The sequence below is a fragment of the Streptomyces sp. NPDC051211 genome, from assembly GCF_040689505.1.
GTDB lineage: Bacteria > Actinomycetota > Actinomycetes > Streptomycetales > Streptomycetaceae > Streptomyces.
This window is the reverse complement of sequence record NZ_JBFBAV010000018.1, coordinates 1-25,506: the sequence shown is the minus strand read 5'-3', so window position 1 is coordinate 25,506 and position 25,506 is coordinate 1. Positions and strand designations below refer to the sequence as shown.

The following is a 25,506-nucleotide window of genomic DNA, read 5'->3' as shown; positions in this document are numbered from 1 at the left end:
AACCGGTGTCCCCCTGCCTCGTACGGGCTGCTAGTCGCGGGCCGCGGTCAGGCGCTCCGCGTGCTCCTGGAGCGAGCGGACGCCCACGTCGCCGTGGTTGAGCGCGTCGATGCCCTGGACGGCGGCGGCCAGCGCCTGGACCGTGGTCAGGCACGGGACGCCGCGCGCCACGGCCGCCGTACGGATCTCGTAGCCGTCGAGGCGGCCACCCGTGCCGTACGGGGTGTTGACGATCAGGTCGACCTGGCCGTCGTGGATCAACTGGACGATGGTCTTCTCGCCGTTCGGGCCCTCGCCCTCGCTGAGCTTGCGCACCACGGTGGCGTTGATGCCGTTGCGGCGCAGCACCTCGGCGGTGCCCGAGGTCGCCATCAGCTCGAAGCCGTGGGCGACCAGCTCGCGCGCCGGGAAGATCATCGTGCGCTTGTCGCGGTTGGCGACGGAGATGAACGCCCGGCCCTTGGTGGGCAGCGGTCCGTAGGCGCCGGCCTGCGACTTGGCGTACGCCGTGCCGAAGACCGCGTCGATGCCCATGACCTCGCCGGTGGAGCGCATCTCCGGGCCGAGGACGGTGTCCACGCCGCGGCCGTGGATGTCGCGGAACCGCGACCACGGCATGACGGCCTCCTTGACGGAGATCGGCGCGTCGATCGGCAGGGTGCCGCCGTCGCCGGTCTTCGGCAGCAGGCCCTCGGCGCGCAGCTCGGCGACGGTGGCGCCGAGCGAGATGCGGGCGGCGGCCTTCGCGAGCGGGACGGCGGTGGCCTTCGAGGTGAAGGGCACGGTCCGGGAGGCGCGCGGGTTGGCCTCCAGGACGTAGAGGATGTCGCCGGCCATCGCGAACTGGATGTTGATCAGGCCGCGTACGCCGACGCCCTTGGCGATGGCCTCGGTGGAGGCGCGCAGCCGCTTGATGTCGAAGCCGCCGAGGGTGATCGGGGGCAGTGCGCAGGCCGAGTCGCCGGAGTGGATGCCGGCTTCCTCGATGTGCTCCATGACGCCGCCGAGGTAGAGCTCGGTGCCGTCGTAGAGGGCGTCGACGTCGATCTCGATGGCGTCGTCGAGGAAGCGGTCGACCAGCACGGGGCGGGTCGGGGAGATCTCGGTGGACTCGGCGATGTACGCCTCCAGGCGCGCCTCGTCGTAGACGATCTCCATGCCGCGGCCGCCGAGCACGTAGGACGGGCGGACGAGAACCGGGTAGCCGATCTCGTCGGCGATGGCCTTGGCTCCGGCGAAGGTGGTGGCGGTGCCGTGCTTGGGGGCGGGCAGGCCGGCCTCGAGCAGGACCTGGCCGAAGGCACCGCGGTCCTCGGCGGCGTGGATGGCCTCCGGCGGGGTGCCGACTACGGGTACGCCGTTGTCCTTGAGGGCCTGGGCGAGGCCGAGCGGGGTCTGGCCGCCGAGCTGGACGACCACACCGGCGATCGGGCCGGCCAGGGACTCGGCGTGGACGATCTCCAGCACGTCCTCGAGCGTCAGCGGCTCGAAGTACAGGCGGTCGGAGGTGTCGTAGTCGGTGGAGACGGTCTCCGGGTTGCAGTTGACCATCACGGTCTCGTAGCCGGCTTCGCTGAGCGCGAAGGAGGCGTGGACGCAGGAGTAGTCGAACTCGATGCCCTGGCCGATGCGGTTCGGGCCGGAGCCCAGGATGATGACGGCCGGCTTCTCGCGCGGCGCGACCTCGCTCTCCTCGTCGTAGGACGAGTAGAAGTACGGGGTCTTGGCGGCGAACTCGGCGGCGCAGGTGTCGACCGTCTTGTAGACCGGGCGGACACCGAGGGCGTGCCGGACCTCGCGGACGACGTCCTCGCGCAGGCCGCGGATCTCGGCGATCTGGGCGTCGGAGAAGCCGTGGCGCTTGGCCTCGGCGAGCAGCTCGGGCTGGAGCTTCTCGGCGGCGGCCAGGTCGTCGGCGATCTCCTTGATCAGGAAGAGCTGGTCGACGAACCACGGGTCGATCTTGGTGGCCTCGAACACCTCCTCCTGGGTGGCGCCGGCCCGGATGGCCTGCATGACGGTGTTGATGCGGCCGTCGGTCGGGCGGACCGCGGTGCGCAGCAGTTCGTCCTTGTCCCCGGGCTCGCCGACGAAGGTGAACTGCGAGCCCTTCTTCTCCAGGGAGCGCAGGGCCTTCTGCAGCGCCTCGGTGAAGTTGCGGCCGATGGCCATGGCCTCGCCCACCGACTTCATGGTGGTGGTGAGGGTGGCGTCGGCCAGCGGGAACTTCTCGAAGGCGAAGCGCGGGGCCTTGACGACGACGTAATCGAGGGTCGGCTCGAAGGAGGCCGGGGTCTTCTCGGTGATGTCGTTGGGGACCTCGTCGAGCGTGTAGCCGATGGCCAGCTTGGCGGCGATCTTGGCGATCGGGAAGCCGGTGGCCTTCGACGCGAGCGCCGAGGAACGGGAGACGCGCGGGTTCATCTCGATGACGATGACGCGGCCGTCGTCCGGGTTGATCGCGAACTGGATGTTGCAGCCGCCGGTGTCGACGCCGACCTCGCGGATGATCGCGATGCCGATGTCGCGGAGCCGCTGGTACTCGCGGTCGGTGAGGGTCATCGCCGGGGCGACGGTGATCGAGTCACCGGTGTGCACGCCCATCGGGTCGAAGTTCTCGATGGAGCAGACGACCACGACGTTGTCGGCCTTGTCGCGCATCAGCTCCAGCTCGTACTCCTTCCAGCCGAGGATGGACTCCTCCAGGAGCACCTCGGTGGTCGGGGAGAGCGTCAGGCCCTGGCCGGCGATGCGGCGCAGCTCTTCCTCGTCGTGGGCGAAGCCGGAGCCGGCGCCGCCCATGGTGAAGGAGGGGCGGACGACGACGGGGTAGCCGCCGAGGGTGTCGACGCCCGCGAGGACGTCGTCCATCGAGTGGCAGATGACCGAGCGGGCGGACTCGCCGTAACCGATCTTGGCCTTGACGGCTTCGACGACTCCCTTGAAGAGGTCGCGGTCCTCGCCCTTGTTGATGGCCTCGACGTTGGCGCCGATGAGCTCGACACCGTACTTCTCCAGCACACCCTGCTCGTGCATGGAGATGGCGGTGTTCAGGGCGGTCTGGCCGCCGAGGGTCGGCAGGAGCGCGTCGGGGCGCTCCTTGGCGATGATCTTCTCGACGAACTCGGGGGTGATCGGCTCGACGTACGTGGCGTCGGCGATCTCCGGGTCGGTCATGATCGTCGCCGGGTTGGAGTTCACCAGGATGACCCGCAGGCCCTCGGCCTTGAGGATGCGGCAGGCCTGGGTGCCGGAGTAGTCGAACTCGGCGGCCTGGCCGATGACGATCGGGCCGGAGCCGATGACCAGGACGGACTGGATATCGGTGCGCTTAGGCACGCTCGGCCTCCATCAGGGATACGAAGCGGTCGAAGAGGTACGCGGCGTCGTGCGGGCCCGCGGCTGCTTCGGGGTGGTACTGGACGCTGAAGGCCGGCTGGTCGAGCAGCTGGAGGCCCTCCACCACGTTGTCGTTGAGGCAGACGTGGGAGACCTCGGCGCGGCCGTAGGGGGTCTCGGAGACCTTGTCGAGGGGCGCGTCGACGGCGAAGCCGTGGTTGTGCGCGGTGATCTCGACCTTGCCGGTGGTGCGGTCCTGGACCGGCTGGTTGATGCCGCGGTGGCCGTACTTCAGCTTGTAGGTGCCGAAGCCGAGCGCGCGGCCGAGGATCTGGTTGCCGAAGCAGATGCCGAAGAGCGGGATCTTGCGCTCCAGCACGCCCTGCATGACGGAGACGGCGTGGTCGGCGGTGGCCGGGTCGCCCGGGCCGTTGGAGAAGAACACGCCGTCGGGGTTGACCGCCTGGATGTCCTCGACGCCTGCGGTGGCGGGCAGCACGTGCACCTCGATGCCGCGCTCGGCCATCCGGTGCGGGGTCATGCCCTTGATGCCGAGGTCCACGGCGGCGACGGTGAACTTCTTCTCGCCGATCGCGGGGACGACGTACGCCTCCTTGGTGGCGACCTCGGCGGACAGGTTGGCGCCCTTCATCTGCGGGGAGGCCTGCACCTTGGCGAGCAGGGCCTCGTCGCGGACGCCGGTCCAGGCCTGGCCGGAGAAGATGCCGACGCGCATGGCGCCGCGCTCGCGCAGGTGGCGGGTCAGGGCCCGGGTGTCGATGCCGCAGATGCCGACGACGCCCTGCTTGGCGAGCTCTTCGTCCAGGGAGCGCTGCGAGCGCCAGTTGGACGGGATGCGGGCGGGGTCGCGCACGACGTAGCCGCTCACCCAGATACGGGAGGACTCGGGGTCCTCGTCGTTGACGCCGGTGTTGCCGACGTGCGGGGCGGTCATCACCACGACCTGGCGGTGGTACGACGGGTCGGTGAGGGTCTCCTGGTAGCCGGTCATGCCGGTGGAGAACACGGCCTCGCCGAAGGTCTCCCCCACGGCCCCGTAGGCGCGTCCGCGGAAGATGCGGCCGTCCTCCAGGACGAGTACGGCGGGAGCTTTCGCGGCTCCCCTGGTGGAGGTCGTCATCGTTCGGCGCCTTCCGTCGTGATGGATTGGTTCTGTGGAGTGAGGGTGTTGACCGCTTCGACCCAGGCGGCGTGCTCGGCCGCGCGGTCGGAGCGGAATCCGGAGTCGATCAGCTTGTCGCCGTGCGCCCATGTGACGACGAGCAGACCGCCCTCGGTGAGTACCTTGCCCGCGATTCCCTTGTCGAGGCGGGCGCCGCGCAGCTGCGCGGCCGGTACGAAGAAATCGGTGGCGCCCGGACGGACCACATCGAGGCCGACGTCGGTGAGCGTCAGTTCGACCCGGCTGCGGACGCCCAGACCGTGCGCGACGATCCGGTCGAGCCACTGCCCGGCCGTGGTCGACCCGTGGTACCGGCCGGTCAGGGCCAGCCGGTGCTCGGGGAGTCCGCCGGGGGCGGCGGGCAGCTCCGGCAGATCGTTCTGCAGGGCCCCCCGCCATTTCCAGCCCTGCCGCATCAGCCAGTACACGAATGCGATGAAGACGACCAGACCGATGATCCACGCGATCCGCGCGCCCCAGTCCGTCACCTCCGCCGACTTCCGTTCGGCGGCCTCGGCGGCCAGATGGATTACTGCAGGTGTCACGCCAGTTTCCCGTCCACGACCGTTGCCCGGCCCCGCAGGAAGGTGTGAGTGACGCGACCCGGCAGCTCACGGCCCTCGTAAGGCGTGTTGCGGCTGCGGGAGGCGAAGTGTGCGGGGTCCACGACACCACGGTACGAGGTATCGACCAGCGTCAGGTTCGCGGGTTCACCTGCCGAGACGGGTCGGCCGTGGTTCGGCAGGCTGCCGATGCGCGCGGGAGCGGCGGACATGCGGTCCGCGACCCCCGCCCAGTCGAGCAGTCCGGTCTCCACCATCGTCTGCTGGACCACGGACAGCGCGGTCTCCAGGCCCACCATGCCCATGGCGGCGGCGGCCCACTCGCAGTCCTTGTCCTCGTGCGGGTGCGGGGCGTGGTCGGTGGCGACGATGTCGATGGTGCCGTCGGCGAGCGCCTCGCGCAGGGCCATGACGTCGCGCTCGGTGCGCAGCGGCGGGTTGACCTTGTAGACCGGGTTGTACGAGCGGACCAGCTCGTCGGTGAGGAGGAGGTGGTGCGGGGTGACCTCGGCGGTGACGTCGATGCCGCGGGACTTGGCCCAGCGGACGATCTCGACGGAGCCGGCGGTGGAGAGGTGGCAGATGTGCACGCGGGAGCCGACGTGCTCGGCGAGGAGCACGTCGCGGGCGATGATCGACTCCTCGGCGACGGCCGGCCAGCCGCCGAGGCCGAGCTCGGCGGAGACGATGCCCTCGTTCATCTGGGCGCCCTCGGTGAGGCGGGGCTCCTGGGCGTGCTGGGCGACGACGCCGCCGAAGGCCTTCACGTACTCCAGGGCGCGGCGCATGATCACGGCGTCGTCGACGCACTTGCCGTCGTCGGAGAAGACGGTGACCTTGGCGGCGGACTCGTGCATGGCGCCGAGCTCGGAGAGCTTCTTGCCCTCCAGCCCGACGGTGACGGCGCCGATGGGCTGCACGTCGCAGTAGCCGGACTCCTTGCCGAGCCGCCAGACCTGCTCGACCACGCCGGCGGTGTCGGCGACGGGGAAGGTGTTCGCCATGGCGAAGACGGCGGTGTAGCCGCCGGTGGCGGCGGCGCGGGTGCCGGTGAGGACGGTCTCGGAGTCCTCGCGGCCCGGCTCGCGGAGGTGGGTGTGCAGGTCGACGAGGCCGGGGAGGAGGACCTGGCCCTCGGCCTCGATGACGGTGGCGCCCTCGGCGGACAGGCCGGTGCCGACCTCCGCGATGGTCTCGCCGTCGATCAGGACGTCCTGCGGCTCGCCGCCCAGTACCTTCGCGCCACGGATAAGGATCTTGCTCATGGTTACTTGTTCTCCTCGGTGCGCGCGGCGGCGGGGGTGGTGGTGACGGCGGGCTCGGAGCCGCCGAGCAGCAGGTAGAGGACGGCCATCCGGACGGAGACGCCGTTGGCGACCTGCTCGACGACCGTGCAGCGGTCGGAGTCGGCGACCTCGGCGGTGATCTCCATGCCGCGGACCATGGGGCCGGGGTGCATCACGATGGCGTGCTCCGGCATCTTCGCCATGCGCACGGCGTCCAGGCCGTACCGGCGGGAGTACTCCCGCTCGGTCGGGAAGAAGGCGGCGTTCATCCGTTCGCGCTGCACACGCAGCATCATCACCGCGTCGGACTTCGGCAGCACCTCGTCGAGGCTGTACGAGACCTCGCAGGGCCAGGTCTCGACGCCGACCGGGACCAGGGTGGGCGGGGCCACCAGGGTGACCTCGGCGCCGAGGGTGTGCAGCAGGTCCACGTTGGAGCGGGCGACCCGGCTGTGCAGGACGTCGCCGACGAGGGTGATGCGGCGGCCGTCGAGGCCCTTGCCGAGGCCTGCGTCCCGGCCGACCAGGCGGCGGCGCATGGTGAAGGCGTCGAGCAGGGCCTGGGTGGGGTGCTGGTGGGTGCCGTCGCCGGCGTTGATCACCGGGGCGTCGATCCAGCCGGAGTTCGCCAGCCGGTAGGGGGCGCCGGAGGCGCCGTGCCGGATGACCACGGCGTCGACGCCCATGGCCTCCAGGGTCTGCGCGGTGTCCTTGAGGGATTCGCCCTTGGAGACGCTGGAGCCCTTGGCGGCGAAGTTGATGACGTCGGCGGAGAGACGCTTCTCGGCGGCCTCGAACGAGATCCGGGTGCGGGTCGAGTCCTCGAAGAAGAGGTTGCAGATCGTGCGGCCGCGCAGGGTGGGCAGCTTCTTGATCGGCCGGTCCGCGACCCGGGCCATCTCCTCGGCGGTGTCGAGGATGAGGACGGCGTCGTCGCGGGTGAGGTCGGCGGCCGAGATGAGGTGACGCTTCATCTGGGTGCTCCGTAGGTCGTGGAGGTTCAGCGGGTGGCTGGAGATGCGGGCAGGGCAGGGCGCGGCGGCAGACCCGGTCCACCGGGCCTGTCACTCGGTCGGGCTTACTGCTGCCCGGCTGCCCGGTCGGTCCGCTGGCCGAGCAGTACGGCATCGCGGCCGTCCTCCTCCTGGAGCTGGACCTTGACGGCCTCCCGCAGCGACGTGGGGAGGTTCTTGCCGACGTAGTCGGCGCGGATCGGCAGTTCGCGGTGGCCGCGGTCGACCAGGACCGCGAGCTGCACGGCACGGGGGCGGCCGAGGGCGCCGAGGGCGTCCAGGGCGGCGCGGATGGTGCGGCCGGAGAAGAGCACGTCGTCGACGAGGACCACGAGCCGGCCGTCGATGTCGTCACCGGGGATCTCGGTGCGGCCGATCGCGCGGGCGGGCTTCATCCGCAGGTCGTCGCGGTACATGGTGATGTCGAGGGAGCCGACCGGGACCTTGCTGCCGGTGATCTCTTCGAGCTTGGCGGCGAGCCGGCGGGCGAGGAAGACACCGCGGGTCGGAATGCCGAGGAGCACCACGTCGTCGGCGCCCTTGGCGCGTTCGACGATCTCGTGGGCGATGCGGGTCAGAACCCGCGCGATGTCCTGCGCCTCCAGAACGGGGCGCGCCGCATCGGGGTGGATCTGTGCAGCCTGAGCGTCCATGAAAAGGACCTCCTTCTCCGCCTCACGGGACGGTTCTTAAAGGACGTCGTGTACGGATGTACGGAAGCAACGGTACCAGGGCTCGGGGGAGGTCCCTCTCGGGGGGCTGGGGAACCCATTCGGCTTGACGCGGCCAAGTAACGCTGCGTAACCTCACAGTGAGTTACCAGCCGCGCGGCGGAGCCGCACGTGGTCAATGTCGTCACAGCGTCCATGTCGTCACAGCGTCACAGCGTCCGGGAGCGTTATGTCCAGCGAATACGCCAAACAGCTCGGGGCCAAGCTCCGCGCCATCCGCACCCAGCAGGGCCTCTCCCTCCACGGTGTCGAGGAGAAGTCCCAGGGCCGGTGGAAGGCCGTGGTGGTCGGTTCCTACGAGCGCGGGGACCGCGCCGTGACCGTCCAGCGCCTTGCCGAGCTGGCGGACTTCTACGGGGTGCCGGTGCAGGAACTGCTGCCGGGCACCACTCCCGGCGGTGCGGCCGAGCCGCCGCCGAAGCTGCGTCTGGACCTTGAGCGCCTGGCCCACGTGCCCGCCGAGAAGGCCGGCCCGCTGCAGCGCTACGCGGCCACCATCCAGAGCCAGCGCGGCGACTACAACGGCAAGGTGCTGTCGATCCGCCAGGACGACCTGCGCACGCTGGCGGTCATCTACGACCAGTCCCCCTCCGTGCTGACCGAGCAGCTGATCAGCTGGGGCGTGCTGGACGCGGACGCCCGCCGTGCGGTGGCGCACGAGGAGATCTGAGCCAGACCTGCAGAAACGTATACGCGGTACAGGAAGGGCCCGCAGCGCATCAGCGCTGCGGGCCCTTTCGGCTGCCTGCTGTCACTCGCTGCGGCGAAGACTCGGCTTGAGGTCCTTGAACCGGCCCAGGAGGCCGTTCACGAACGCCGGGGAGTCGTCCGTGGAGAACTCCTTGGCGAGCTGCACGGCCTCGTCGATGGCCACGGCGTCCGGGGTCTCGTCGACCCAGATCAGCTCGTAGGCGCCGAGCCGCACGATGTTGCGGTCGGCGACCGGCATCCGGTCGAGATCCCAGTCCACGGCGTAGGTGGCGATCAGATCGTCGATCCGGTTCACCCGTTCGGCGTAACCCTCGACGAGGGTCATGGTGAACTCGGTGACGGGCGGCTGCCGGGTGTCGCTCCGCGAGTGGCGGATCCAGTCCGCGAGGACCTCGCGCACGGGAACATCGCGCTGGTCGGCCTCGAAGAGGATCTGGAAAGCGCGCTTGCGCGCGTTGCTCCGAGCGGCCACGGTTAGCTGCTCACCCGGCCGAGGTAGTCGCTGGTGCGGGTGTCGACCTTGACCTTCTCGCCGGTGGTGACGAAGAGCGGGACCTGGATCTCGTGGCCGGTCTCCAGGGTGGCCGGCTTGGTGCCGCCGGTGGAGCGGTCGCCCTGGACGCCCGGGTCGGTGTGCTGGATGGTCAGCTCGACGGCGGCCGGGAGCTCGACGTACAGCACCGCGCCCTCGTGGCGGGCCACGGAGGCGGTGAAGCCCTCGATCAGGAAGTTGGCGGCGTCGCCGACGGCCTTCTTGTCGACGTGCAGCTGGTCGTAGGTCTCCATGTCCATGAAGACGAAGTACTCGCCGTCCATGTAGGAGAACTGCATGTCGCGGCGGTCGATGGTGGCCGTGTCGACCTTCACACCCGCGTTGAAGGTCTTGTCGACGACCTTGCCGGAGAGCACGTTCTTGAGCTTGGTGCGCACGAAGGCCGGGCCCTTGCCGGGCTTGACGTGCTGGAACTCGACGACGGACCAGAGCTGGCCCCCGTCGAGCTTGAGCACCATGCCGTTCTTGAGGTCGTTCGTGGAAGCCACGGTTGCGGAATCTCCTGGACTGATTGACCACGGGCGCGCGCACAGCAGAGCTAGAGCGCGAGCAGCTCCTTGGTCGTAATGGTGAGTAGCTCGGGTCCGCCGTCCGCCTCGGGGCGTACGACGAGCGTGTCATCGATCCGGACTCCGCCCCGGCCCGGGAGGTGGACCCCCGGTTCGACGGTGACCGGCACGCAAGCGTCCAGTTTACCCATGGCCGTAGGTGCAAGCTGCGGGTCCTCGTCGATTTCGAGTCCCACACCGTGTCCCGTCCGCGGCGAGAGGGCCTCTCCATGCCCCGCGGAGTCCAGGACGGACCGCGCCGCATGATCGACATCACGGTAGGCGGCACCGGGCAGCAGGGCCTCGCGGCCGGCCCGCTGGGCGGCGAACACCAGGTCGTACAGCTCGATCTGCCAGTCGGCGGGAGTGGTGCCGATCACGAAGGTACGGCCGATCTCGCACCGGTAGCCGCGGTAGTTCGCCCCGAGGCAGACGGAGAGGAAGTCGCCCTCCTCCACCCGGCGGTCCGAGGGCCGGTGCCGGGAGCGGCCGGAGTGCGGGCCGGTGCCCACGGACGTCGGGAAGGCGGGCCCGTCGGCCCCGTGGTCGACGAGCCGCCGCTCCAGCTCCAGGGCGAGGTGCCGTTCGGTCCGGCCGACCAGGATCGACTCCAGCAGCTCCCCGAGGGCCTGATCGGCGATCTCGGCGGCGATCCGCAGGCAGGCGATCTCCTCCTCGTCCTTGACGAGGCGCTGTTGCTCGACGGCGGTGCCGAGGTCGGTGAGGCGCAGGGCGGGCGCGACGGAGCGGAGGGCGCGGTGCCGGCCGACGGTGAGGTGGTGTTCCTCGACGGCCAGGGTTTCCGCCCGGGCGGACGCGGCGAGGTCGGCCGCGGCCACGGCGGGGTCCCCGCCGGGGGTGGGCAGCACGGAGACCCGCAGCCGGTCGTCGAGCCGTCCCTCGTCCGGCTCCCCGGTGGGCGCGTCGGCGCTGAACAGCACGTCCTCGGCCGGCCCGAGCAGCAGCACCGCCCCGCGCGGGCTGGCCCCGGCGAGGTAGCGGACATTGGCCGGACGCGTGACCAGAGCGGCGCCATTGCCTGCGGCGGCGCAGCGGTCGCGAAGCGTGGCTCTGCGGGCGGCGTACACGTCTGACATGCCTCGAGCCTATGAGCGCACCGCCCGCTCGGCGCGCCGAGCGCGTCCGCCCGTGGCCCCCGCGAATCCGCCCCGCCACCCCCCATCCCCACCGACGTCTGAGGCCCACCCAGCCCCGCCGGCGTTTGAGGCGCGGGGGTCCGGGGGCTGGCCCCCGGCAACAGCGCCGAACCCGCCCGGCCGCGGGCCCGCTGTGGCGCCGATTCCAGCCCCGCCGGCGTTTGAGGCGCGGGGGTCCGGGGGCTGGCCCCCGGCAACGGCGCCGCACCCGGCCACGACCTGCGGCACGGCTGTGACGCCGGCCGGTCCGGCCGGGGCGCCGATTCCAGCCCCGCCCGCAGCGGAGCCGGACGCCCCGCCGTCGGCAGCGGCAGCGGCAGCGGCAGCGGAGCCGGACGCCCCGCCCGGCGCGTCGCCCGGGCCGGCGGGATCCGCGGGCGGCGGCGGCCCGCTCATCGCTCCGCCCCGCGGACCAGCGCCTCGACCCGCCCGATGTGCCCGCGGACGGCGCCCGCCGCAGCCTCCTCGTCCCCGCACTGCAGCGCGTCCAGGATCTCCGCGTGCTCGGCGAGGGACCGGGCGATCCGGTCGGGGTGGGCGTGCAGCAGGGCCACGCCCATCCGCAACTGCCGGTCGCGCAGCTGGTCGTAGAGCCGGGCCAGGATCTGGTTCCCCGCGTGCCGGACGATCTCCGCGTGGAAGCAGCGGTCGGCGGCCATCATCGCGCCGAGGTCTCCGCCCTCCGCGTGCCGGCGCTGCTCCTCCAGCAGTTCCGCCAGCCGGGCCAGCAGTGCGGGCGGTGCCGGGACGGCCCGGCGGACCGTGAACTCCTCGACCAGGCGCCGGGTTTCGACCACGTCCGCGATCTCCTGGGCGGACACGGCGAGCACCAGCGCGCCCTTCTTCGGGTAGAGCTTGATCAGCCCTTCGGTCTCCAGCCGCAGCAGCGCCTCGCGCACCGGGGTCCGCGAGACCCCGACGGCCTCGGCGAGCTCGCCCTCGGTGAGGAGGGTGCCACCCGCGTAGTGGCGGTCCAGTACCCCCTGCTTGACGTGGTGGTAGACACGGTCGGCGGCGGGTGGCTGCTTCACTGCTGCGGGCATCGGCATGGACGCAGCATAGATACATGTGGCGTGCAACCGATGCCCCGTCCACCATGCGGACGCCGGCCCCGGCCCGAACCGAGGACCCCCGACCCCGACCCCGGCCGCGGACCCGGCACCGGCCCCGGACCCGCACCCGCGCCCGCACCCGGCACCGGCACCCCGCACCCCGCACCCCGCACCACTGCATCGAAGGATGTACCCCCCTTTCCTCCGACCGCACGAGGTATCGGCCCCTCCCCGCCGGGACGCTGAAGGCATGGCTGACACCGCACGCCGTATCCCGCTGCTCGACGTCCTGCGCGGGGCGGCCATCCTCGGCACCCTGATGACCAACGTCTGGATCTTCGCCACCCCCGGATCGGAGTGGGCGGTCCTCCAGGGCGGCCTGGACATGCCGGACCGGGTGAACCCCGAGTTCCTCTTCCGCTTCCTCGCCGACGGCAAGTTCCTGGCGCTGCTCACCGTGCTGTTCGGCGTCGGGCTGGCCATCCAGTACGAGTCGGCCGCGCGCCGCGGCCGCCCCTGGCCCGGCGGGTACTGGCGGCGGGCCGCCTTCCTCTTCCTCGAAGGCACCGTCCACTTCCTGCTGGTCTTCGCCTGGGACGTGCTGATGGGCTACGCCGTCACCGCCCTGCTGGTGGCCTGGCTGCTGGCTCGCTCCGAGCGGGTGCGCCGGGTGGCCCTGTGGATCGCGGCGGGCTGGCACCTCACGCTGGTCGCCCTGTTCACCCTGGCCCAGCTCGCCGATCCGGACGCCGCCCCGGCCGTCTCCGCCCGAGCCGTGGACCTCTACGCCGGGGGCAGCTGGGCCGAGCAGATCGGCTTCCGGATCGACAACGCCCTGGCCCTGCGCATCGAGCCGGTCTTCTCCTTCGGCCTGCTGGTGTTCCTCTTCCTCCTCGGCGTGCGCCTTTACCGCGCGGGTGCCTTCGCCCCGGACGCCGGCGGCCGGCGGCTGCGGGCCCGGCTGGCCTGCTGGGGCCTCGGCCTCGGACTGCCCCTCAACCTGGCCACCGCCCTCGGCGGGCCCGACTGGTTCGTGCTGGGCCGCTACGCCGCCGCCCCGCTGGTCGCCCTCGGCTACCTCGGGCTGATCGGCTGGGCCCTGGACCGGCTGCCGGTGCCGGCCGCGCTCACCACCGGGCTGTCCTCCGTGGGCCGCACCGCCCTCTCCTCCTACGTGCTCCAGAACCTGCTCTGCATGCTGGCCTGCTACGGGCTCGGGCTGGGCCTGGCGAGCCGGATCCCGGCCGACGCCGGGCCGTGGTGGGTGATGGGACTGTGGGCGGCCGTCTGCGCGGTCCTCGTGGCCGGCTCCTGGCTCTGGCTGCGCCGCTTCCCGCGCGGCCCGCTGGAATCCGTACAGCACCGCATCCTCACCCCGCGGCGCCGACCGCACTCACGGGAGCCGGAACCGCAGCGCGAGCACGAATCCGCCGCCGCTCAGATTGCGGAATAGCAACGATCCTCGGATCCCGTACATCCGTACGGCCCCGCCGAGCGTCTCTTGTCCGGTACCCGCATCTCCACGCGGGCACCACACAGATCCGTTCTTCGCGAACTCGGGGGATCCCTCTTGAAATTCGGCACACAAGGCTTCTCGCGGGCCCGCCGCGCCGTGCTCGTGGCCGGCGTCACCGGCGCCCTGCTGACGGCCTCCCCGCTTGTGAGCACCGCGTCCGCCGCCAACCCGCCCGGCTGGCCGACGGTCACCGCCAAGGGCGCTTTCCTGCTGGACAACGCGAGCGGCGTCGGCCAGTTCGCCAAGGCCGCCGACACGCGCCGCCCGATGGCCAGCACCACCAAGATCATGTCGGCGTACGTGGTGCTCAGCACGCCGAACCTGGACCTCAGCCGCAAGCTCACGGTCAACAAGGCGTACCCGGAGTACGTCGCCCAGGTCGGCGCGAGCAGCGCGTACCTGTACGTCGGCGACAAGCTCACGACGTACGGCATGCTGAACGCGATGATGGGTCCGTCGGGCTGCGACGCCGCCTACGCGCTCGCCGACGCCTACGGCAAGGGCACCACCCGGGCCGCCCGCAAGGCCGACTTCATCAACCAGATGAACCTGAAGGCGAAGGCGCTGGGCCTGACGAACACCAAGTTCGACTCGTTCGACGGCAACTCGCCGAACAACAGCGCCAACAACTACACGACCCCGCGCGACCTCTCGAAGCTCGCCCGGGCCGCGATGAACAACACCGAGTTCCGCAAGCTCGTGGCGCGGTCGGAGATGAAGGCGACCGCCACCGCCGCCACCGGCCGCCTGCGCTACTACACCTGGCCGAACAGCAACCAGCTGATCGGCGCCTACCCCGGCGCCATCGGCATCAAGACCGGCACCAACACCCCGGCCGGCCCCTGCCTGGTCTTCGCGGCCACCCGCAACGGCAAGACCGTGATCGGCGCCGTGCTGGGCTCGGCCTCGACCACCGCCCGGTACGACGACGCCAAGAAGATCATGAACTACAGCCTCGGCCCGGTGCCGAGCAGCATGCGCTCCGGCCCCGAGCTCCGCGAGCTCCCGCCGGGCGCGAACCGCGACTAGTCGCGGCCGCCCACGGCGAGCCGTGCCCGGCACCCCGGGCACGGCTCACCGCCGGGACACCGGGCACGGCTCGCCTACCGGGTGTCCCGGCGCACGCAGCGGAAGGGCTCCCCGAAGGGCTCGCCCAGGCCCGGCGGATCACGCCGCGCCCCGCGAGCCGCTCCGCTCCCCTCCCCTCCCCTCCGCTCAGGCGATCACCGGCCCCGCCTGCCAGCCGCTCTCGTCGCGCCACCAGTGCTGCACCCGCCGGTCGGCGCGCAGCACGAACACTTCCAGCCGGAAGCCGAAGCTGCCCTGCAGCATCCCGGTCACGGCCAGCGCCTCCGCGCCGAACACCGCGCTCCGGATCCAGGCCGAGCCGCTCGCGTTCCCCCGCCACCAGTGCTCGATCCGCCCGTCCTCGGCGACCACGCACAGCTCGTAGTTCCCGGCCGTGTCCTCGTCCCGGGCGTCGTACTGCGCCTCGATCAGGCAGGGCGCCGAGCCGATCCCGCTGCCGAAGATCTCCCCCGGCCGCCAGACGAACCCCGCCGCGTCGTCCCGCCACCACCGCTGCATCCGGCCGTCCGTACGCGTGGCCACCGCGTCGAGCCGCCGGGCCCGGGTCTGCACCAGGGCGGGCCCGTAGTGCGCGATGCCGGAGGCGAAGCAGCCTCCGTCGTTCCACGACCAGGGCGATCCGTTGATCCGCCACCAGTGGCGCAGCCGTCCGTCGGCGGTCCGCACCACCACCTCGAAGTTGCCCGGCTTTCCGTAGTCGCTCTGGATGAAGGCGGGCGTGGACCCGGCCGCCGCGTCCCCGTCCGCCCCGAAGAGGCCGCCGTCGCGCCAGGTGCGGGCGGACTGCTCGAAGTACCAGTGCCGCAGCCGCCCGCCGGGCGTCACGTGCAGGGACTCCATGTTCCGGTTGTACGTGGTGCCGGTGAAGGCGGGCCGGCCGGAGGCGTCGCTGCCGAAGGCTTCGCCGCGGAACCAGCGGTGCGGCGGGTCGCCGCTCCGCCACCAGTGCCGGAGCCGGCCACCCCCGCCGGCGAGACCGCCCCGGTCGGCGAGACCGCCCCCACCAGCGAGACCGCCCCCGTCGGTGAGGCCGCCCCCACCGATAGGACCGCCCCCACCGATAGGACCGCTCCCGCCGGTGAGGCCGTCCCCGTCGGTGAGGAGCAGCTCGAAGTTGCGGTGCGCGCGCCCGTTGCCGCTCTCGTAGACGTTGCCGGCGTGCAGCCGCCGCTTGCTCCACGGGTCGATGTTGGTGTCGTACAGGCCGCACTTGGCCCAGTGGTCGATGCGGGCCTCCCCGTAGCCGATCCGGCCGAACCCGCCGACGTGCCGGCCGGTCCCCCAGGAGTTGCGGAAGATCCAGCAGCCGGCTGCGTCGTCGTAGCCGACGATCAGCACGCTGTGCCCGCCGACCCGGCGGTCGGTGGTCCGCCGGTACACGCCGGCGCCGAGCCCGAAGAAGTCCTCGTACACGTCGAAACAGGCGGTCAGCGGGCCGACGGTGTCCAGCCAGACCTTCTGCTGCTCCACGTCGCCGAGCCGGACGTAGCCGTTGATCCGGACGGTCCGGCCGGACCGGTCCCAGCTGGGCGGGTACGCGAACCGCCAGGCGTCGAGCCGCTCGGCGGGCAGCCCGGCCGGGGGCGCCGCGGGCGGATGGCAGCCCGGGTCGGCGATGCCGCCGTTGTCCCTGATCCAGTCGAGGGCCTCCTCCGGGGTGCCCAGCTGACCGCAGGTGGCCCGCATCCCGTCGTGCAGATCGCCCTCGGCGCGCTCCGCCCACACGTGGTGCTCGATCCGGGCCATCGACTCGACCAGCCCGGCCGCGGCGAAGGCCCAGCCGGACTTGCACGGGCCCTGGTCCCTGACCCGGGTGATCCACGGCCACCCCCAGCGCTGCCGCCAGTCGACGGTGGCGGGCCGGGGTGCGGTGGCCTGCGCCTTCCGGTCCGGGAGCAGCCCGTGGGCGGCCCGCCGCCGGGTGAGGTGCGGGTTGCCGCTCTCCCGTCCGATCAGCCCCCGCAGATCGACGGCTCCGGCCCGGGCGGCCGTGGTGAGCGGTCCGCCGGGGTCCAGTCCGAGCGGTGCGCGCGGCACCGGGTCGTCGTCGCCCAGCCGCTCGCTGACGGACCAGGTCGCCCCGTGCTCCAGCAGCTGTGCCCGCAGCTCCCCCGCGAGCTGGACAGGCCTGTCGTACTCCTCCGGCATACCGGCTCCCCCCTTGAACCGTACGGATGCCAAGCCGTGAGCGTCCATCCGCCCGGACGGTCCGTCAAGGGGGGCATCCGGCCGTCCGGGCGGGCCGGACCGGGAGCGTGGTGCAACGTCACCGGCGGGCTGTGGCAGGGGCCTTCGGGGTGGAGCGACTTCGGGTAGTCGGCGGCAGCGGGATCAAGACGGTCGACGCACCCCGGGAGCGCCGCCTAGGGTCGCAGACATGACCGTTGCCCTGAACGATGCCGTACGGAAGCTGCTGGACGCCCCGCACCCGGCCGTACTGTCGACCCTCAACCCCGATGGCAGCCCGCAGACTTCGGTCGTCTGGGTCAGCCGGGACGGCCAGGACGTCCTGGTCTCCACGGAGCAGGGCCGGCGCAAGGAACGGAACATCGTCCGGGATCCGCGCGTCAGCCTGACCGTCTTCGACCTCACCAACCCCTTCCTCTACACGGAGATACGCGGCGAGGCCACGGTCACCGAGGACATCGGGCGGGCCGTCGCCGTCCGGATCGCCGAGGAGTACGAGGGCCCGGGCGCCGGCAAGGAGTACCTGGACGCGCCGCCGGAGCAGGTCCGGGTGGTCGTACGGATCACCCCGCGCCGGGTCCTCGGCAACGCGGCGCACGCCTAAGGGAGTTCCTTGCGGACCCGGAGCCACGCGTCCACGGCCGCACCCAGCCGATCCCCGTCGGCGAGGTGCGGCCGGGCCGCGTCCAGCGAGGCCGTCAGGAGCTTCAGGCGCCGCAGGCGCAGGATCCGCTCCGGCTCCAGGTCCCTCCAGACCCGTCCGTCCCGGAGCGCCTCGTCCGGGCCGATGCCGATCCGGTCCAGCACGAAGCGGCACAGCCCGACCGGGTCCCGCAGCCCGTCGCCGGTGCCCGTCCCGGGGCCGAGGTACCGGATCAGGTAGGCCCGCACCTGCGCCGAATCGATCGCCGCCACCAAAGGGGCCAGGCCCATCCGCTCGATGGCGGCGAGCTGGATCCGGGCCCAGCGGATCCGTTCGGCCTCCGGCAGCCGCTCGTCCTGCATTCTTCCGCTGCCCAGGGCGCGAAGGGTGTGCAGGTCCTGCTCCTCGGCCGGCGGGGCACCGTCTGCCAGCCAGAACTCGGCGTCCGCCAGGCTCAGCGCGCCCACGGGAATGGAACTGATCACCTGGAACCGGCCGAGCAGCGGCACGATCGCACCGCTCAGGTGCACCTTCGCGGAATGAGCGGCATCAAGGGCCTTCACGTCCCGCCCGTACCACTCGATCCGCCGCAGCACGGCCCTGGCACCGGCGGCGGCATACACCTGCCCGGTCCGCGCGACCCCACCGACACAGCGCACGATGCACACCCCGCCGGACACGTCGGCCTCCTCGACGGAGTACACCTGCAACTCGGCGATCGTCATACCGCGCCCCCCTTCCGGGCGGCAGCCTAGACGGTGCCCGGGCCGCGCCTCAGGCGGCTTCGGCCTCGTCGGTGCGGCAGTCGTTGCAGTGGCCTGGGGCGGGCCCGCGGAAGGCCCGGTCGCAGTGGTCGCAGGTCTGGAAGGGGTCGGGCGGTACGAAGGGTGCGGCGCGGGGTGTGGGGGCCAGGGCGGGCGGGAGCTGGGCGGTGAGGCGGTGGGCGATCAGGCCGGCGGGGTTGCGGGGCTGGGGCGGCAAGTTCGCGGTGAGGGCCGCGGTCACGGCGTCGGCGGTGGCGCCCCGCTCGAACCAGGCCTCGACGCCGGGCGCGAGCCGCTCGACGTCCCGGGCGCCGAGCAACAGCCGGGGATCACTGCGCCGCAACCTGGCCAACACCTCCTCGGCGGCCCGCCGCCGGGCCGGATTGTGCGGTCCGCCCGGCCGCGGCAGCCCGCCGGCCGACCGCGGCCCGGCACCTCCGACTGCCGCTCCTGTCCCCTTGGGCGGCGGTGGCGGAGGCAGCTCGCCCTCGGGACCGGGGCCGTGACCGGGGCTGGACCCAGGTCCGCAGCCGGAATCGAGGCCGGAATCGGGATCCCGATCCGGATCGGGCGAGGACCCCGGCCGGTTATAGGACACGGTCCGGGTCACCACCCGCCCGTCGGCCAGCCGCACCCGGCTCCGCTCCAGGTACCCGTGCGCCTCCAGCTCCCGCAGCGCACGGGCGATCCGGTACTCGCTGTCGGGGAACCGGGCGGCCAGATCCCTGATGCCGATGCGGGCCCCGCTGGGCAGCGACTGGATGTGGAGCGCGAGCCCCACCGCCATGAGCGACAGTGCGGGGTGCTGGGCGAGGTGGTTTCCGACGACGGTGAAGCGACTCGTGTGCCTCACCTTGACGTGAATGACACCGGATCGGGGGGTCTCGTCGCGAAGACGGGACGAGGCGCGCGCGAGCACGCTAGGCTTTGAAACATCCATCGGGAAGCGTCTACTTCCTTGCTGGCCAGGCCCTCGCCGGGATCGCTAGTCCCGCCGGGGGCCGACGCATGTCTGGGGTCGGTCGCGCCGAGCATATGCCAGCCAACCCCTGCCGAATCCAGCCCAGTTGGCCCAATTCACCCATGTGGGCGACGGCCTCGTCCGGGAGGCTGGAGGGGTCTGGCGGAGGTCATTTCCCCCCGTCCTTGGCTTACTTGACCGCCCAGCCGACCGAACCGCGAAAACCCACACCGCGGCCCCGGCCCTACGTCCACACGGAGCGATCCAGGGGTCGGCGCGACACCACCCCGATCCCTATTCATGCAGGATGTCGTGGACGTAATCCGCAAGGCCGTCAGGAAGGTCCGCGCCTTCCAGCACCTTCAGATAGGAGACGGATTCCTCGTCGGCCAATCCACCCAGCTGGATGATCGCGTTGAGCTGAGCCTCAAGTGCGGTCGGATCGCTTTCGCAGGCGGCACAGATCGCGAGCACCCCGGCCAGAATTCGACCGTCAACGGGTGCATAGCTGTTGGGCCAGTCCGTGGACTCGTCCGCACCTAGTGCCCTTTGCGACGGATCATCCGCCACCAGTTTCCGGAGCAACTGCAGAAGGTGCGCGGGCTGCAACGACATGGTCGACACTCCGATTCAGTACGGGAGGGGGTACGCACTGGGCCAAGGAATGTGCGTCCGGTTCGCGGCCTCGGGATCGAAGTGCGGACTTTGATCCTTGTGCACGTTGCGGTGGTAGAGATTCCCCGCCTCATCCTGGTACCGACCACCTATGGATATTCGATAGACATCCCCGTTTGCGGCATTCGATCCAGGAGGAGCGGTGCCGTCGGCATCGTGGACCCTCAGGCGCACAACGTTTCCGGTTTGCTTGTCGTACCAGTGATATTCCACGCCCTTCTGCGCCCCACCATTCGGGTCAGGCGTGAGGATACGCATATTGGCATGCTTGGGCACGATGCTCAGGGGATCGTGCCCCCTCAAGTCCCAACCACCGTCCTTGAGGCGCGGCGGATACGGCGCCAGGCCGAGCGGGTCGGACCAGGTGTGGGGGTTGCCGACGTATGTCGCCGGATTGGGGGCCGGGGCGAGGCCCAGGGGGTCCGGGGTGAGGTAGCGGGCCGTTTCCGGGTCGTAGGTGCGGAAGTAGTTGTGGTGGAGGCCCGTTTCGGGGTCGTAGTACTGGCCCGGGAAGCGGAGCGGGGTGTAGGCCGTCGCATCGCGGTTCCACGTGGTGGTGCCCCAGAGGGTGGAGCGCGTGTGCCAGGCGATCGTGCCGTCTTCGGCGACCAGTTCCTTCGGGGTGCCGATCAGGTCGGTGACGATGGCGAAGAAGCGCTCGTCCACGCCGTTCGACTCGGTCTGGGTGAGCGGGTGCAGGCCGTCGTGGGTCCAAGTGAGCGTGACCCCGTCCGTGATCTGTTCGCAGAGGGTCGTGCCGTCCCAGGTGAAGTGGACCGCTTCCACGACCGAGCCGTCGGTCGCGAGGCGTTGTTTCGCGGTGCGGCGGCCCAGCGGGTCGTAGGTGTAGCGCCAGGTCGTGCCGTCCGGCGTCACCACCTCCGAGAGGCGGTCTTCCGCGTCCCAGGCATAACGCCACGTGTCCGGCTTCCGGGAGATGCGGGTCTTCTGGCGGAGGGTGACACGGCCCTGCGCGTCGTGTTCGTAACGGACCGAGCCGGCGGCGGTGAGTCGGGTGCCGGCGTAGGTGCGGGGGCCCTGGGACTCTGCGCCCGGGTGGGTAGTGGGCCACGCCGCGGCGGTCTGGTTGCCGGCCGAGTCGTACGCGTACTGCTCCGACCAGGTCGGTGCCTCGACGGCCGTGACGCGCGCCGCGGCGTCCAGGGTGAAGGTGCGGTGTCCGGACAGCAGGTCGTCCAGCTCCGTGAGGGCCCCGTCCGCGCGGTAGGCGTAGCCGCGGCGTTGAAGGGTGCGGCCGTCCTGGCCGGTGAGGTGCTGGGTGGTGAGGCGGCCCGTCTCGTCGTATGTGTGGGTGAGGGTCAGGGCGTCCGTGAACGTACGGGTGAGTTCCTGGCCTGCCGCATCGCGGTCGAAGGTGAGGGTGCGGCCGGAGGTGGTGAGGGCGGCTCGGTGGCCGGCCGCGTCGTACGTCCAGGCCGAGTGCGCGCCGGACGGAGTGGTGCGGCCCGTACGGCGGCCCAGGGCGTCGTACGTGTACGTGAGCCTACGGCCGTCGACCGTTTCGGAAAGGAGACGGCCGTGGCGGTCCCGAAGCCACGTGATCGTCGCGAACGGAGACCGCGCGAGGGCGAGTTGGTCCGTGGTGTCGTACTCGAACGAGGTGATGCCCTCGGCCGCGGTCTTGCGCGTGACCTGGCCCAGGGAGTTGTGCTCGTACGTGGTGGTCAGGCCGAGCGCGTTGGTGCGTGCGGTGAGGCGGCCTGCGGCGTCGTACTCGTACGTGCGGGTACGGGCGTCGAAGTCCGTCTCGGCGATGAGGCGGCCCGCCGGATCGTAGGTGTAGGTCCAGGCCAGACCCTGGGGGTTGGTGATCCCTGTCAGCCGGAGTTCGGTGTCGTGGGTGAACTCGTGGCGGGTTCCGTCCGGGGTGGTGCGGGCGGTGGGGAGGTCGAAGTCGCCGTACTCGGAGACGGTGACCCCGCCGACCGGATCGGTGTGGGTGATGCAGTTGCCTTCGCCGTCGTACGTCCAGGATTCCCCCGTACCGTCCGGGTGGACGCGGCCGACCAGGCGGCCCTCCGCGCTCCAGGTCAGGTGGGTGGTGCGCCCCAGTGCGTCGGTCAGGGTGACCGGTCGTCCGAAGGCGTCCCGGGTGCAGGAAGAAACGGCCCCCAGCGGGTTCGTGACCGATAGGCGGAGTCCGGCCGCGTCGCACACCATGCGCGTGACCGCGCCGAGCGGATCGGTCACCGAGGCCAGGTGTCCGCGGTCGTCGTAGGCGAACCGAGTGGTGGCGCCGTCCGACGTGGTCAGCGAGATGCGGTTGCCGCGCTCGTCGAACGTCTGGCGGACGACCGTGCCGTCCGTCGCGGTCACTTTCACCGGCAGGCCGAGGTCGTCGTACTCCGCCCTCGTCGTCCGCCCGTCCGGGCGGACCACCGAGATCAGGCGGCCCTCCTCGTCGTAGGAGCAGGCGGTGGTGTGGCCCAGCGGGTCGGTCCGGGTGAGCAGGCGGCCGTGGCGGTCGTACGTGAAGCGGGTCGTCGCGCCCAGGGGGTCCGTTTCCGCGAGGACGCGGTAGCGGCGGTCGATCAGGTAGCGACGGATGTGGCCTGCCGATGTGGTGACCGTGGTGATGCGGTGGCCCGTGGCGGGGTCGGTGCCGTCGTAGTCGATGGTGAGGGCCAGGTGACCGGCAGCGCCGCCCTCCGCGATGCAGCGGTCGCGCTCGTCGTAGGCGTAGTCGTAGCGGCTGCCGTTGGTGTCCGTCCAGGACGTGATGCGGCAGCGGTCGTCGTACGTGAGGCGGAGGGGGAGGCCGGAGGAGTTGGTGACCGAGGTCAGGTTTCCGTCCGTGTAGGCGTACGCGAGGATCCGCGGGCCGCCCGTCAGGTGGAGGGCGATGATACGGCCGTCCGCGGTGTCCAGGCGGAGCTGGTAACCGCCGCTGTGGGTGAGGGCGAGGGGGGTGCCGTGCTCGTCGTGCTCGAAGGTGATGCTGTTGCCGTTGCGGTCCGTGAGGGACTCGATGCGGCCCTCGGGGGTGAAGCGGCGGGTGTGGCCGGTGTCCGGGTCGGTGAGGGTGTAGTCGCCGTCCGGGGTGCGCGCGAGCGGGCGGCGCGGGCCGGTCACCGGGAGGACGGGGAGGCCGGGGGCCGGGTGGGGGTAGGAGAGGAGGAGGCCGTCCTCCGCCACGAACACGATGCCTTCGGCGTCGATCTCCAGGTGCTGGTCGACCGTGGAGGACCAGGACGGGCCGAACCAGCGGCCCGCCGTGTACCCCGATTCGGCGCGGCGGGTGAAGACCAGCGGGAGGGTTCCGGGAAGGACGATGTCGGTCTGCGGGAGGTACATCCGGCCGGTGGCCAGGTCGACCGGGTCGGTGCCCTGGCTGGTCTTGTTCCCGTCGGTCTTGTCCGACTTATCCGGGCCGTTCTTGTCGAGCGAGGTACGGCCGTCGCCCGGTAAGTCGTCCACGGTCTTGGCGATCGTCCCGGCCTTCTTGGCCGCTCCCAAGCCCTTGGTTCCGATCAGTTCCGGGAGAAGCTTCCCGATGCCCTCGTTCGGGTCCTTCATGAACTGGTCGAGCATGTTCTTGCCCGTGCCGAGGGGGTCGTTGACCGCCGTGACCAGCCCGGAGACCGTCGAGTTGAGGTTGGTCAGGTACTCGGCTGGGTGCGTGAGGTTGTACGGGTCCGTCGGGTTGATGGAGCGGGCGAAGTTGAGCAGGCCGGCCGTGCCCTTGATGAGGCCGCCGGCGAGGTGCTCCTTGGCGATGTCGAAGTACTGGGCCCCGTCCTTGAGCTGCTCCCCGTACGAGGGCTTGGGAGGGGCCGCGTCGCGGGCCGCGCGGATGGCCGTACGGGCCGTCTCTGCCATGTCGTTGCGCTGCCTGCGCGCCGAGTCGAGCTTGTCCTGGGCGGCGGCGGCCTTGGCCTTGCCCGGGTCGGTGAAGGTCCCGGGCCGGGGCGGCAGTGGGTCCTGCTTCGCCTTGAGGGCGTCGTTGTAGGTGTCGACGTTCTTGTTGTGCGCGTCGACGGCGTCCTGCGAGGCCTTCCGGGCCGCCTGGTACTCGGCGAGCGCCTCCTTGGCCTGGCCCTGCGCCCATTCCACGGTCTCCGCGAACCGCGTGACCGCGTCCGCCGCCTTGCCGAAGGCGTCGGCGGCCTTGAACCACTTGGGCGGTTCCTTGGCAACCGCCTCCCGGAAGGAGTCCGCGGACTTGCCCTTCAGGCCGTCGCCCTGAAGGGCCTTGAGCCCGTTGCCGACGTTGGTGAAGGACTTCTGGAAGTCCTTCAGGTGGGACGCCTGGGAGCGAATCTTGGAGACGCTGCCGTAGACGAGCTTCTTCGGGTCCTCGGTCTGCCCGAGTTCGAGCTCGGCGACATCGGCGCCCAGGGTGTTGGCGGCCGAACGGCTCTTGTCGCGGATCCAGTCGCCCGCGTCGTCCAGGCCGGCCTTCTCGGCAATGCCGGCAGTCTTGTTCCCGGCCCATTCGACGAAATCGCCGACGTCCTCGGCACGGTCCTCGGCCCAGTCCTCGACGGAGTCGGGTATGAAGTCGCCCCAGCCCATCAGCGCTCACCGTCCCCGTTCGCCCGGTCCATCTGCTCGATGAGGTCGTTGATGGAGCCGATCTTCCCGGAGCTCGTCAGTTTGTCGCCGGCGTCCTCCCAGGTCTTCCCCATGTCGTCCCACGCCTTGTCGAAGGACTCCCCGCTGTAGTCCGGGCGGTAGACCTCCCACGGCGGCCGGGCGAACTCGCCCCACGGCTTCTTCTCGATGTCGTCTTCGCTCGCGTGCGGGTTGCCGTAGAGGGAGTTGACGAGCACCTTCATGGCGCCGTGCCGGTACTGGTCCTCCTCCCAGAGGGTGCCGGCCGCGATGCCGAGGCGGGCGGCGAGACCGCTGGCGTCCTGGACGAGGGCGCGTACGCCCCACTCCCACCGCTCGCAGAAGTCCTCGAAATCGGTGGCGAGGCCGGGATGTCCGGCTTCCATGCCGGTCATGGCGAGGTCGCTGAACCCGGCGCCCATGGAAGCACCGCCTTGTTCCGCGCCCGCTTCGCGCAGCTCGGCGATGGCCGCTCGCAGGCCGTCCTGGATGCTCTTGACCGCCTGCGGGGAGATGAGGAGCTCGTCGTCGCCGCTCATACCCGGTCACCGCTGCCGCAGCCGCGCCCGCTCTCGCAGTGCGGTAACGCGTATGTGTCGTACGGAAGTTGCATGTGTGGACCCCCGTCCCGGGGGCGGTCGACACCCCCGCTGGCGGACACGGTACTCATGCGATGCGTTGGCGAACAAGCGAACGACCGGTCCCCTTACGGGAACCGGTCGTTCACGTGGCGGTTTTACGCCCAGGTGGTGAGGCGTTTGGGGTTCTCCAGGACGGCTGCGATGTCGGCGAGGAACTTGGAGCCGAGTTCGCCGTCGATGAGGCGGTGGTCGAAGGAGAGGGCGAGGGTGGTGACCTGGCGGGCTTTGACCTTGCCCTTGTGGACCCAGGGCTGGAGCTTGATCGCGCCGACGGCGAGGATCGCGGATTCGCCGGGGTTGAGGATGGGGGTGCCGGTGT

General features: G+C 71.2%; 21 protein-coding genes. 4 read left to right on the top strand and 17 right to left on the bottom strand.

The features are described 5' to 3' along the window. Positions 1-30: 30 nt before the first annotated feature. From carB to pyrR, 6 genes are all read right to left on the bottom strand, one after another. Positions 31-3,339 (bottom strand): carbamoyl-phosphate synthase large subunit, encoded by a 3,309-nt coding sequence (gene carB / locus AB0447_RS19375; protein WP_366477906.1) that lies wholly within the window; start codon positions 3,337-3,339, stop codon positions 31-33. Next, entirely contained in the window at positions 3,332-4,480 is a 1,149-nt protein-coding gene (gene carA, locus AB0447_RS19370) for a glutamine-hydrolyzing carbamoyl-phosphate synthase small subunit (RefSeq protein ID WP_366477905.1), read from the bottom strand. The genes carB and carA overlap by 8 nt, the downstream gene beginning before the upstream one ends. Continuing rightward, positions 4,477-5,067, bottom strand: coding sequence for a hypothetical protein (locus AB0447_RS19365; RefSeq protein ID WP_366477904.1), 591 nt, complete (start codon positions 5,065-5,067; stop codon positions 4,477-4,479). The genes carA and AB0447_RS19365 overlap by 4 nt, the downstream gene beginning before the upstream one ends. After that, positions 5,064-6,350, bottom strand: a complete 1,287-nt coding sequence (locus AB0447_RS19360) for a dihydroorotase (RefSeq protein WP_366477903.1) — start codon at positions 6,348-6,350, stop codon at positions 5,064-5,066. The genes AB0447_RS19365 and AB0447_RS19360 overlap by 4 nt, the downstream gene beginning before the upstream one ends. A gap of 2 nt (positions 6,351-6,352) precedes the next feature. After that, positions 6,353-7,345 carry an aspartate carbamoyltransferase catalytic subunit gene (locus AB0447_RS19355; RefSeq protein WP_366477902.1) on the bottom strand — a complete coding sequence of 331 codons (993 nt, stop codon included), beginning with the start codon at positions 7,343-7,345 and terminating at the stop codon, positions 6,353-6,355. A gap of 104 nt (positions 7,346-7,449) precedes the next feature. Continuing rightward, positions 7,450-8,037 (bottom strand): bifunctional pyr operon transcriptional regulator/uracil phosphoribosyltransferase PyrR, encoded by a 588-nt coding sequence (gene pyrR, locus AB0447_RS19350; protein ID WP_366477901.1) that lies wholly within the window; start codon positions 8,035-8,037, stop codon positions 7,450-7,452. A gap of 247 nt (positions 8,038-8,284) precedes the next feature. Here pyrR and bldD point away from each other — a divergent pair, with 247 nt between their 5' ends. Continuing rightward, positions 8,285-8,785, top strand: coding sequence for a transcriptional regulator BldD (bldD, locus tag AB0447_RS19345; protein WP_226733476.1), 501 nt, complete (start codon positions 8,285-8,287; stop codon positions 8,783-8,785). An 81-nt stretch (positions 8,786-8,866) separates the two neighbouring features. Here the strand turns inward: bldD and nusB are convergent, their stop codons facing one another. From nusB to AB0447_RS19325, 4 genes are all read right to left on the bottom strand, one after another. Then, on the bottom strand, positions 8,867-9,298 hold the full coding sequence (gene nusB / locus AB0447_RS19340; RefSeq protein WP_366477900.1) for a transcription antitermination factor NusB: 432 nt from the start codon (positions 9,296-9,298) through the stop codon (positions 8,867-8,869). A 2-nt stretch (positions 9,299-9,300) separates the two neighbouring features. Next, positions 9,301-9,867: an elongation factor P gene (gene efp / locus AB0447_RS19335; RefSeq protein ID WP_366477899.1), complete on the bottom strand. Its 567-nt coding sequence runs from the start codon at positions 9,865-9,867 to the stop codon at positions 9,301-9,303. A 50-nt stretch (positions 9,868-9,917) separates the two neighbouring features. After that, entirely contained in the window at positions 9,918-11,024 is a 1,107-nt protein-coding gene (locus AB0447_RS19330; protein WP_366477898.1) for an aminopeptidase P family protein, read from the bottom strand. Positions 11,025-11,476: 452 nt separating this feature from the next. Next, positions 11,477-12,133, bottom strand: a complete 657-nt coding sequence (locus tag AB0447_RS19325) for a GntR family transcriptional regulator (RefSeq protein WP_366477897.1) — start codon at positions 12,131-12,133, stop codon at positions 11,477-11,479. A 253-nt stretch (positions 12,134-12,386) separates the two neighbouring features. Here AB0447_RS19325 and AB0447_RS19320 point away from each other — a divergent pair, with 253 nt between their 5' ends. Next, positions 12,387-13,589, top strand: coding sequence for a DUF418 domain-containing protein (locus tag AB0447_RS19320; protein WP_366477896.1), 1,203 nt, complete (start codon positions 12,387-12,389; stop codon positions 13,587-13,589). Positions 13,590-13,706: 117 nt separating this feature from the next. Further along, positions 13,707-14,681: a D-alanyl-D-alanine carboxypeptidase gene (locus AB0447_RS19315; protein WP_366477895.1), complete on the top strand. Its 975-nt coding sequence runs from the start codon at positions 13,707-13,709 to the stop codon at positions 14,679-14,681. A 186-nt stretch (positions 14,682-14,867) separates the two neighbouring features. Here AB0447_RS19315 and AB0447_RS19310 read toward each other — a convergent pair whose 3' ends face one another. Beyond that, positions 14,868-16,889 (bottom strand): C1 family peptidase, encoded by a 2,022-nt coding sequence (locus AB0447_RS19310; RefSeq protein ID WP_366477894.1) that lies wholly within the window; start codon positions 16,887-16,889, stop codon positions 14,868-14,870. 229 nt (positions 16,890-17,118) lie between these two features. Here AB0447_RS19310 and AB0447_RS19305 point away from each other — a divergent pair, with 229 nt between their 5' ends. Beyond that, the gene (locus AB0447_RS19305; RefSeq protein ID WP_366477893.1) at positions 17,119-17,532 is read left to right on the top strand and encodes a PPOX class F420-dependent oxidoreductase; all 414 of its coding nucleotides are present in this window, start codon (positions 17,119-17,121) and stop codon (positions 17,530-17,532) included. Here AB0447_RS19305 and AB0447_RS19300 read toward each other — a convergent pair. The 6 genes from AB0447_RS19300 to AB0447_RS19275 form a co-directional block, all read right to left on the bottom strand. Further along, positions 17,529-18,296 (bottom strand): hypothetical protein, encoded by a 768-nt coding sequence (locus AB0447_RS19300; protein ID WP_366477892.1) that lies wholly within the window; start codon positions 18,294-18,296, stop codon positions 17,529-17,531. The two genes, AB0447_RS19305 and AB0447_RS19300, sit on opposite strands and share 4 nt — an antisense overlap. Positions 18,297-18,345: 49 nt before the next feature. Next, positions 18,346-19,188, bottom strand: coding sequence for a helix-turn-helix domain-containing protein (locus AB0447_RS19295; protein WP_366477891.1), 843 nt, complete (start codon positions 19,186-19,188; stop codon positions 18,346-18,348). Between the two features lie 402 nt (positions 19,189-19,590). Further along, positions 19,591-19,920, bottom strand: coding sequence for a hypothetical protein (locus AB0447_RS19290; RefSeq protein WP_366477890.1), 330 nt, complete (start codon positions 19,918-19,920; stop codon positions 19,591-19,593). Positions 19,921-19,926: 6 nt separating this feature from the next. Continuing rightward, complete coding sequence (locus tag AB0447_RS19285; RefSeq protein WP_366477889.1) at positions 19,927-24,507, bottom strand: putative T7SS-secreted protein; 4,581 nt, start codon at positions 24,505-24,507, stop codon at positions 19,927-19,929. After that, positions 24,507-25,085 (bottom strand): hypothetical protein, encoded by a 579-nt coding sequence (locus AB0447_RS19280; protein WP_366477888.1) that lies wholly within the window; start codon positions 25,083-25,085, stop codon positions 24,507-24,509. The genes AB0447_RS19285 and AB0447_RS19280 overlap by 1 nt, the downstream gene beginning before the upstream one ends. 197 nt (positions 25,086-25,282) lie before the next feature. Next, a partial coding sequence (locus AB0447_RS19275; protein ID WP_366477887.1) for a 2-oxo acid dehydrogenase subunit E2 occupies positions 25,283-25,506 on the bottom strand: 224 nt, incomplete at its 5' end.

Excerpts from the sequence above, each read along its gene's own strand:
- AB0447_RS19325 (WP_366477897.1), bottom strand. The coding sequence starts at position 12,133 with ATGCCGATGCCCGCAGCAGTGAAGCAGCCACCCGCCGCCGACCGTGTC.
- AB0447_RS19305 (WP_366477893.1), top strand. The coding sequence starts at position 17,119 with ATGACCGTTGCCCTGAACGATGCCGTACGGAAGCTGCTGGACGCCCCG.
- AB0447_RS19320 (WP_366477896.1), top strand. The coding sequence starts at position 12,387 with ATGGCTGACACCGCACGCCGTATCCCGCTGCTCGACGTCCTGCGCGGG.
- AB0447_RS19285 (WP_366477889.1), bottom strand. The coding sequence starts at position 24,507 with ATGGGCTGGGGCGACTTCATACCCGACTCCGTCGAGGACTGGGCCGAG.
- AB0447_RS19310 (WP_366477894.1), bottom strand. The coding sequence starts at position 16,889 with ATGCCGGAGGAGTACGACAGGCCTGTCCAGCTCGCGGGGGAGCTGCGG.
- pyrR (WP_366477901.1), bottom strand. The coding sequence starts at position 8,037 with ATGGACGCTCAGGCTGCACAGATCCACCCCGATGCGGCGCGCCCCGTT.
- AB0447_RS19355 (WP_366477902.1), bottom strand. The coding sequence starts at position 7,345 with ATGAAGCGTCACCTCATCTCGGCCGCCGACCTCACCCGCGACGACGCC.
- AB0447_RS19330 (WP_366477898.1), bottom strand. The coding sequence starts at position 11,024 with ATGTCAGACGTGTACGCCGCCCGCAGAGCCACGCTTCGCGACCGCTGC.
- carA (WP_366477905.1), bottom strand. The coding sequence starts at position 4,480 with ATGACGACCTCCACCAGGGGAGCCGCGAAAGCTCCCGCCGTACTCGTC.
- AB0447_RS19300 (WP_366477892.1), bottom strand. The coding sequence starts at position 18,296 with ATGACGATCGCCGAGTTGCAGGTGTACTCCGTCGAGGAGGCCGACGTG.
- AB0447_RS19360 (WP_366477903.1), bottom strand. The coding sequence starts at position 6,350 with ATGAGCAAGATCCTTATCCGTGGCGCGAAGGTACTGGGCGGCGAGCCG.
- AB0447_RS19280 (WP_366477888.1), bottom strand. The coding sequence starts at position 25,085 with ATGAGCGGCGACGACGAGCTCCTCATCTCCCCGCAGGCGGTCAAGAGC.
- bldD (WP_226733476.1), top strand. The coding sequence starts at position 8,285 with ATGTCCAGCGAATACGCCAAACAGCTCGGGGCCAAGCTCCGCGCCATC.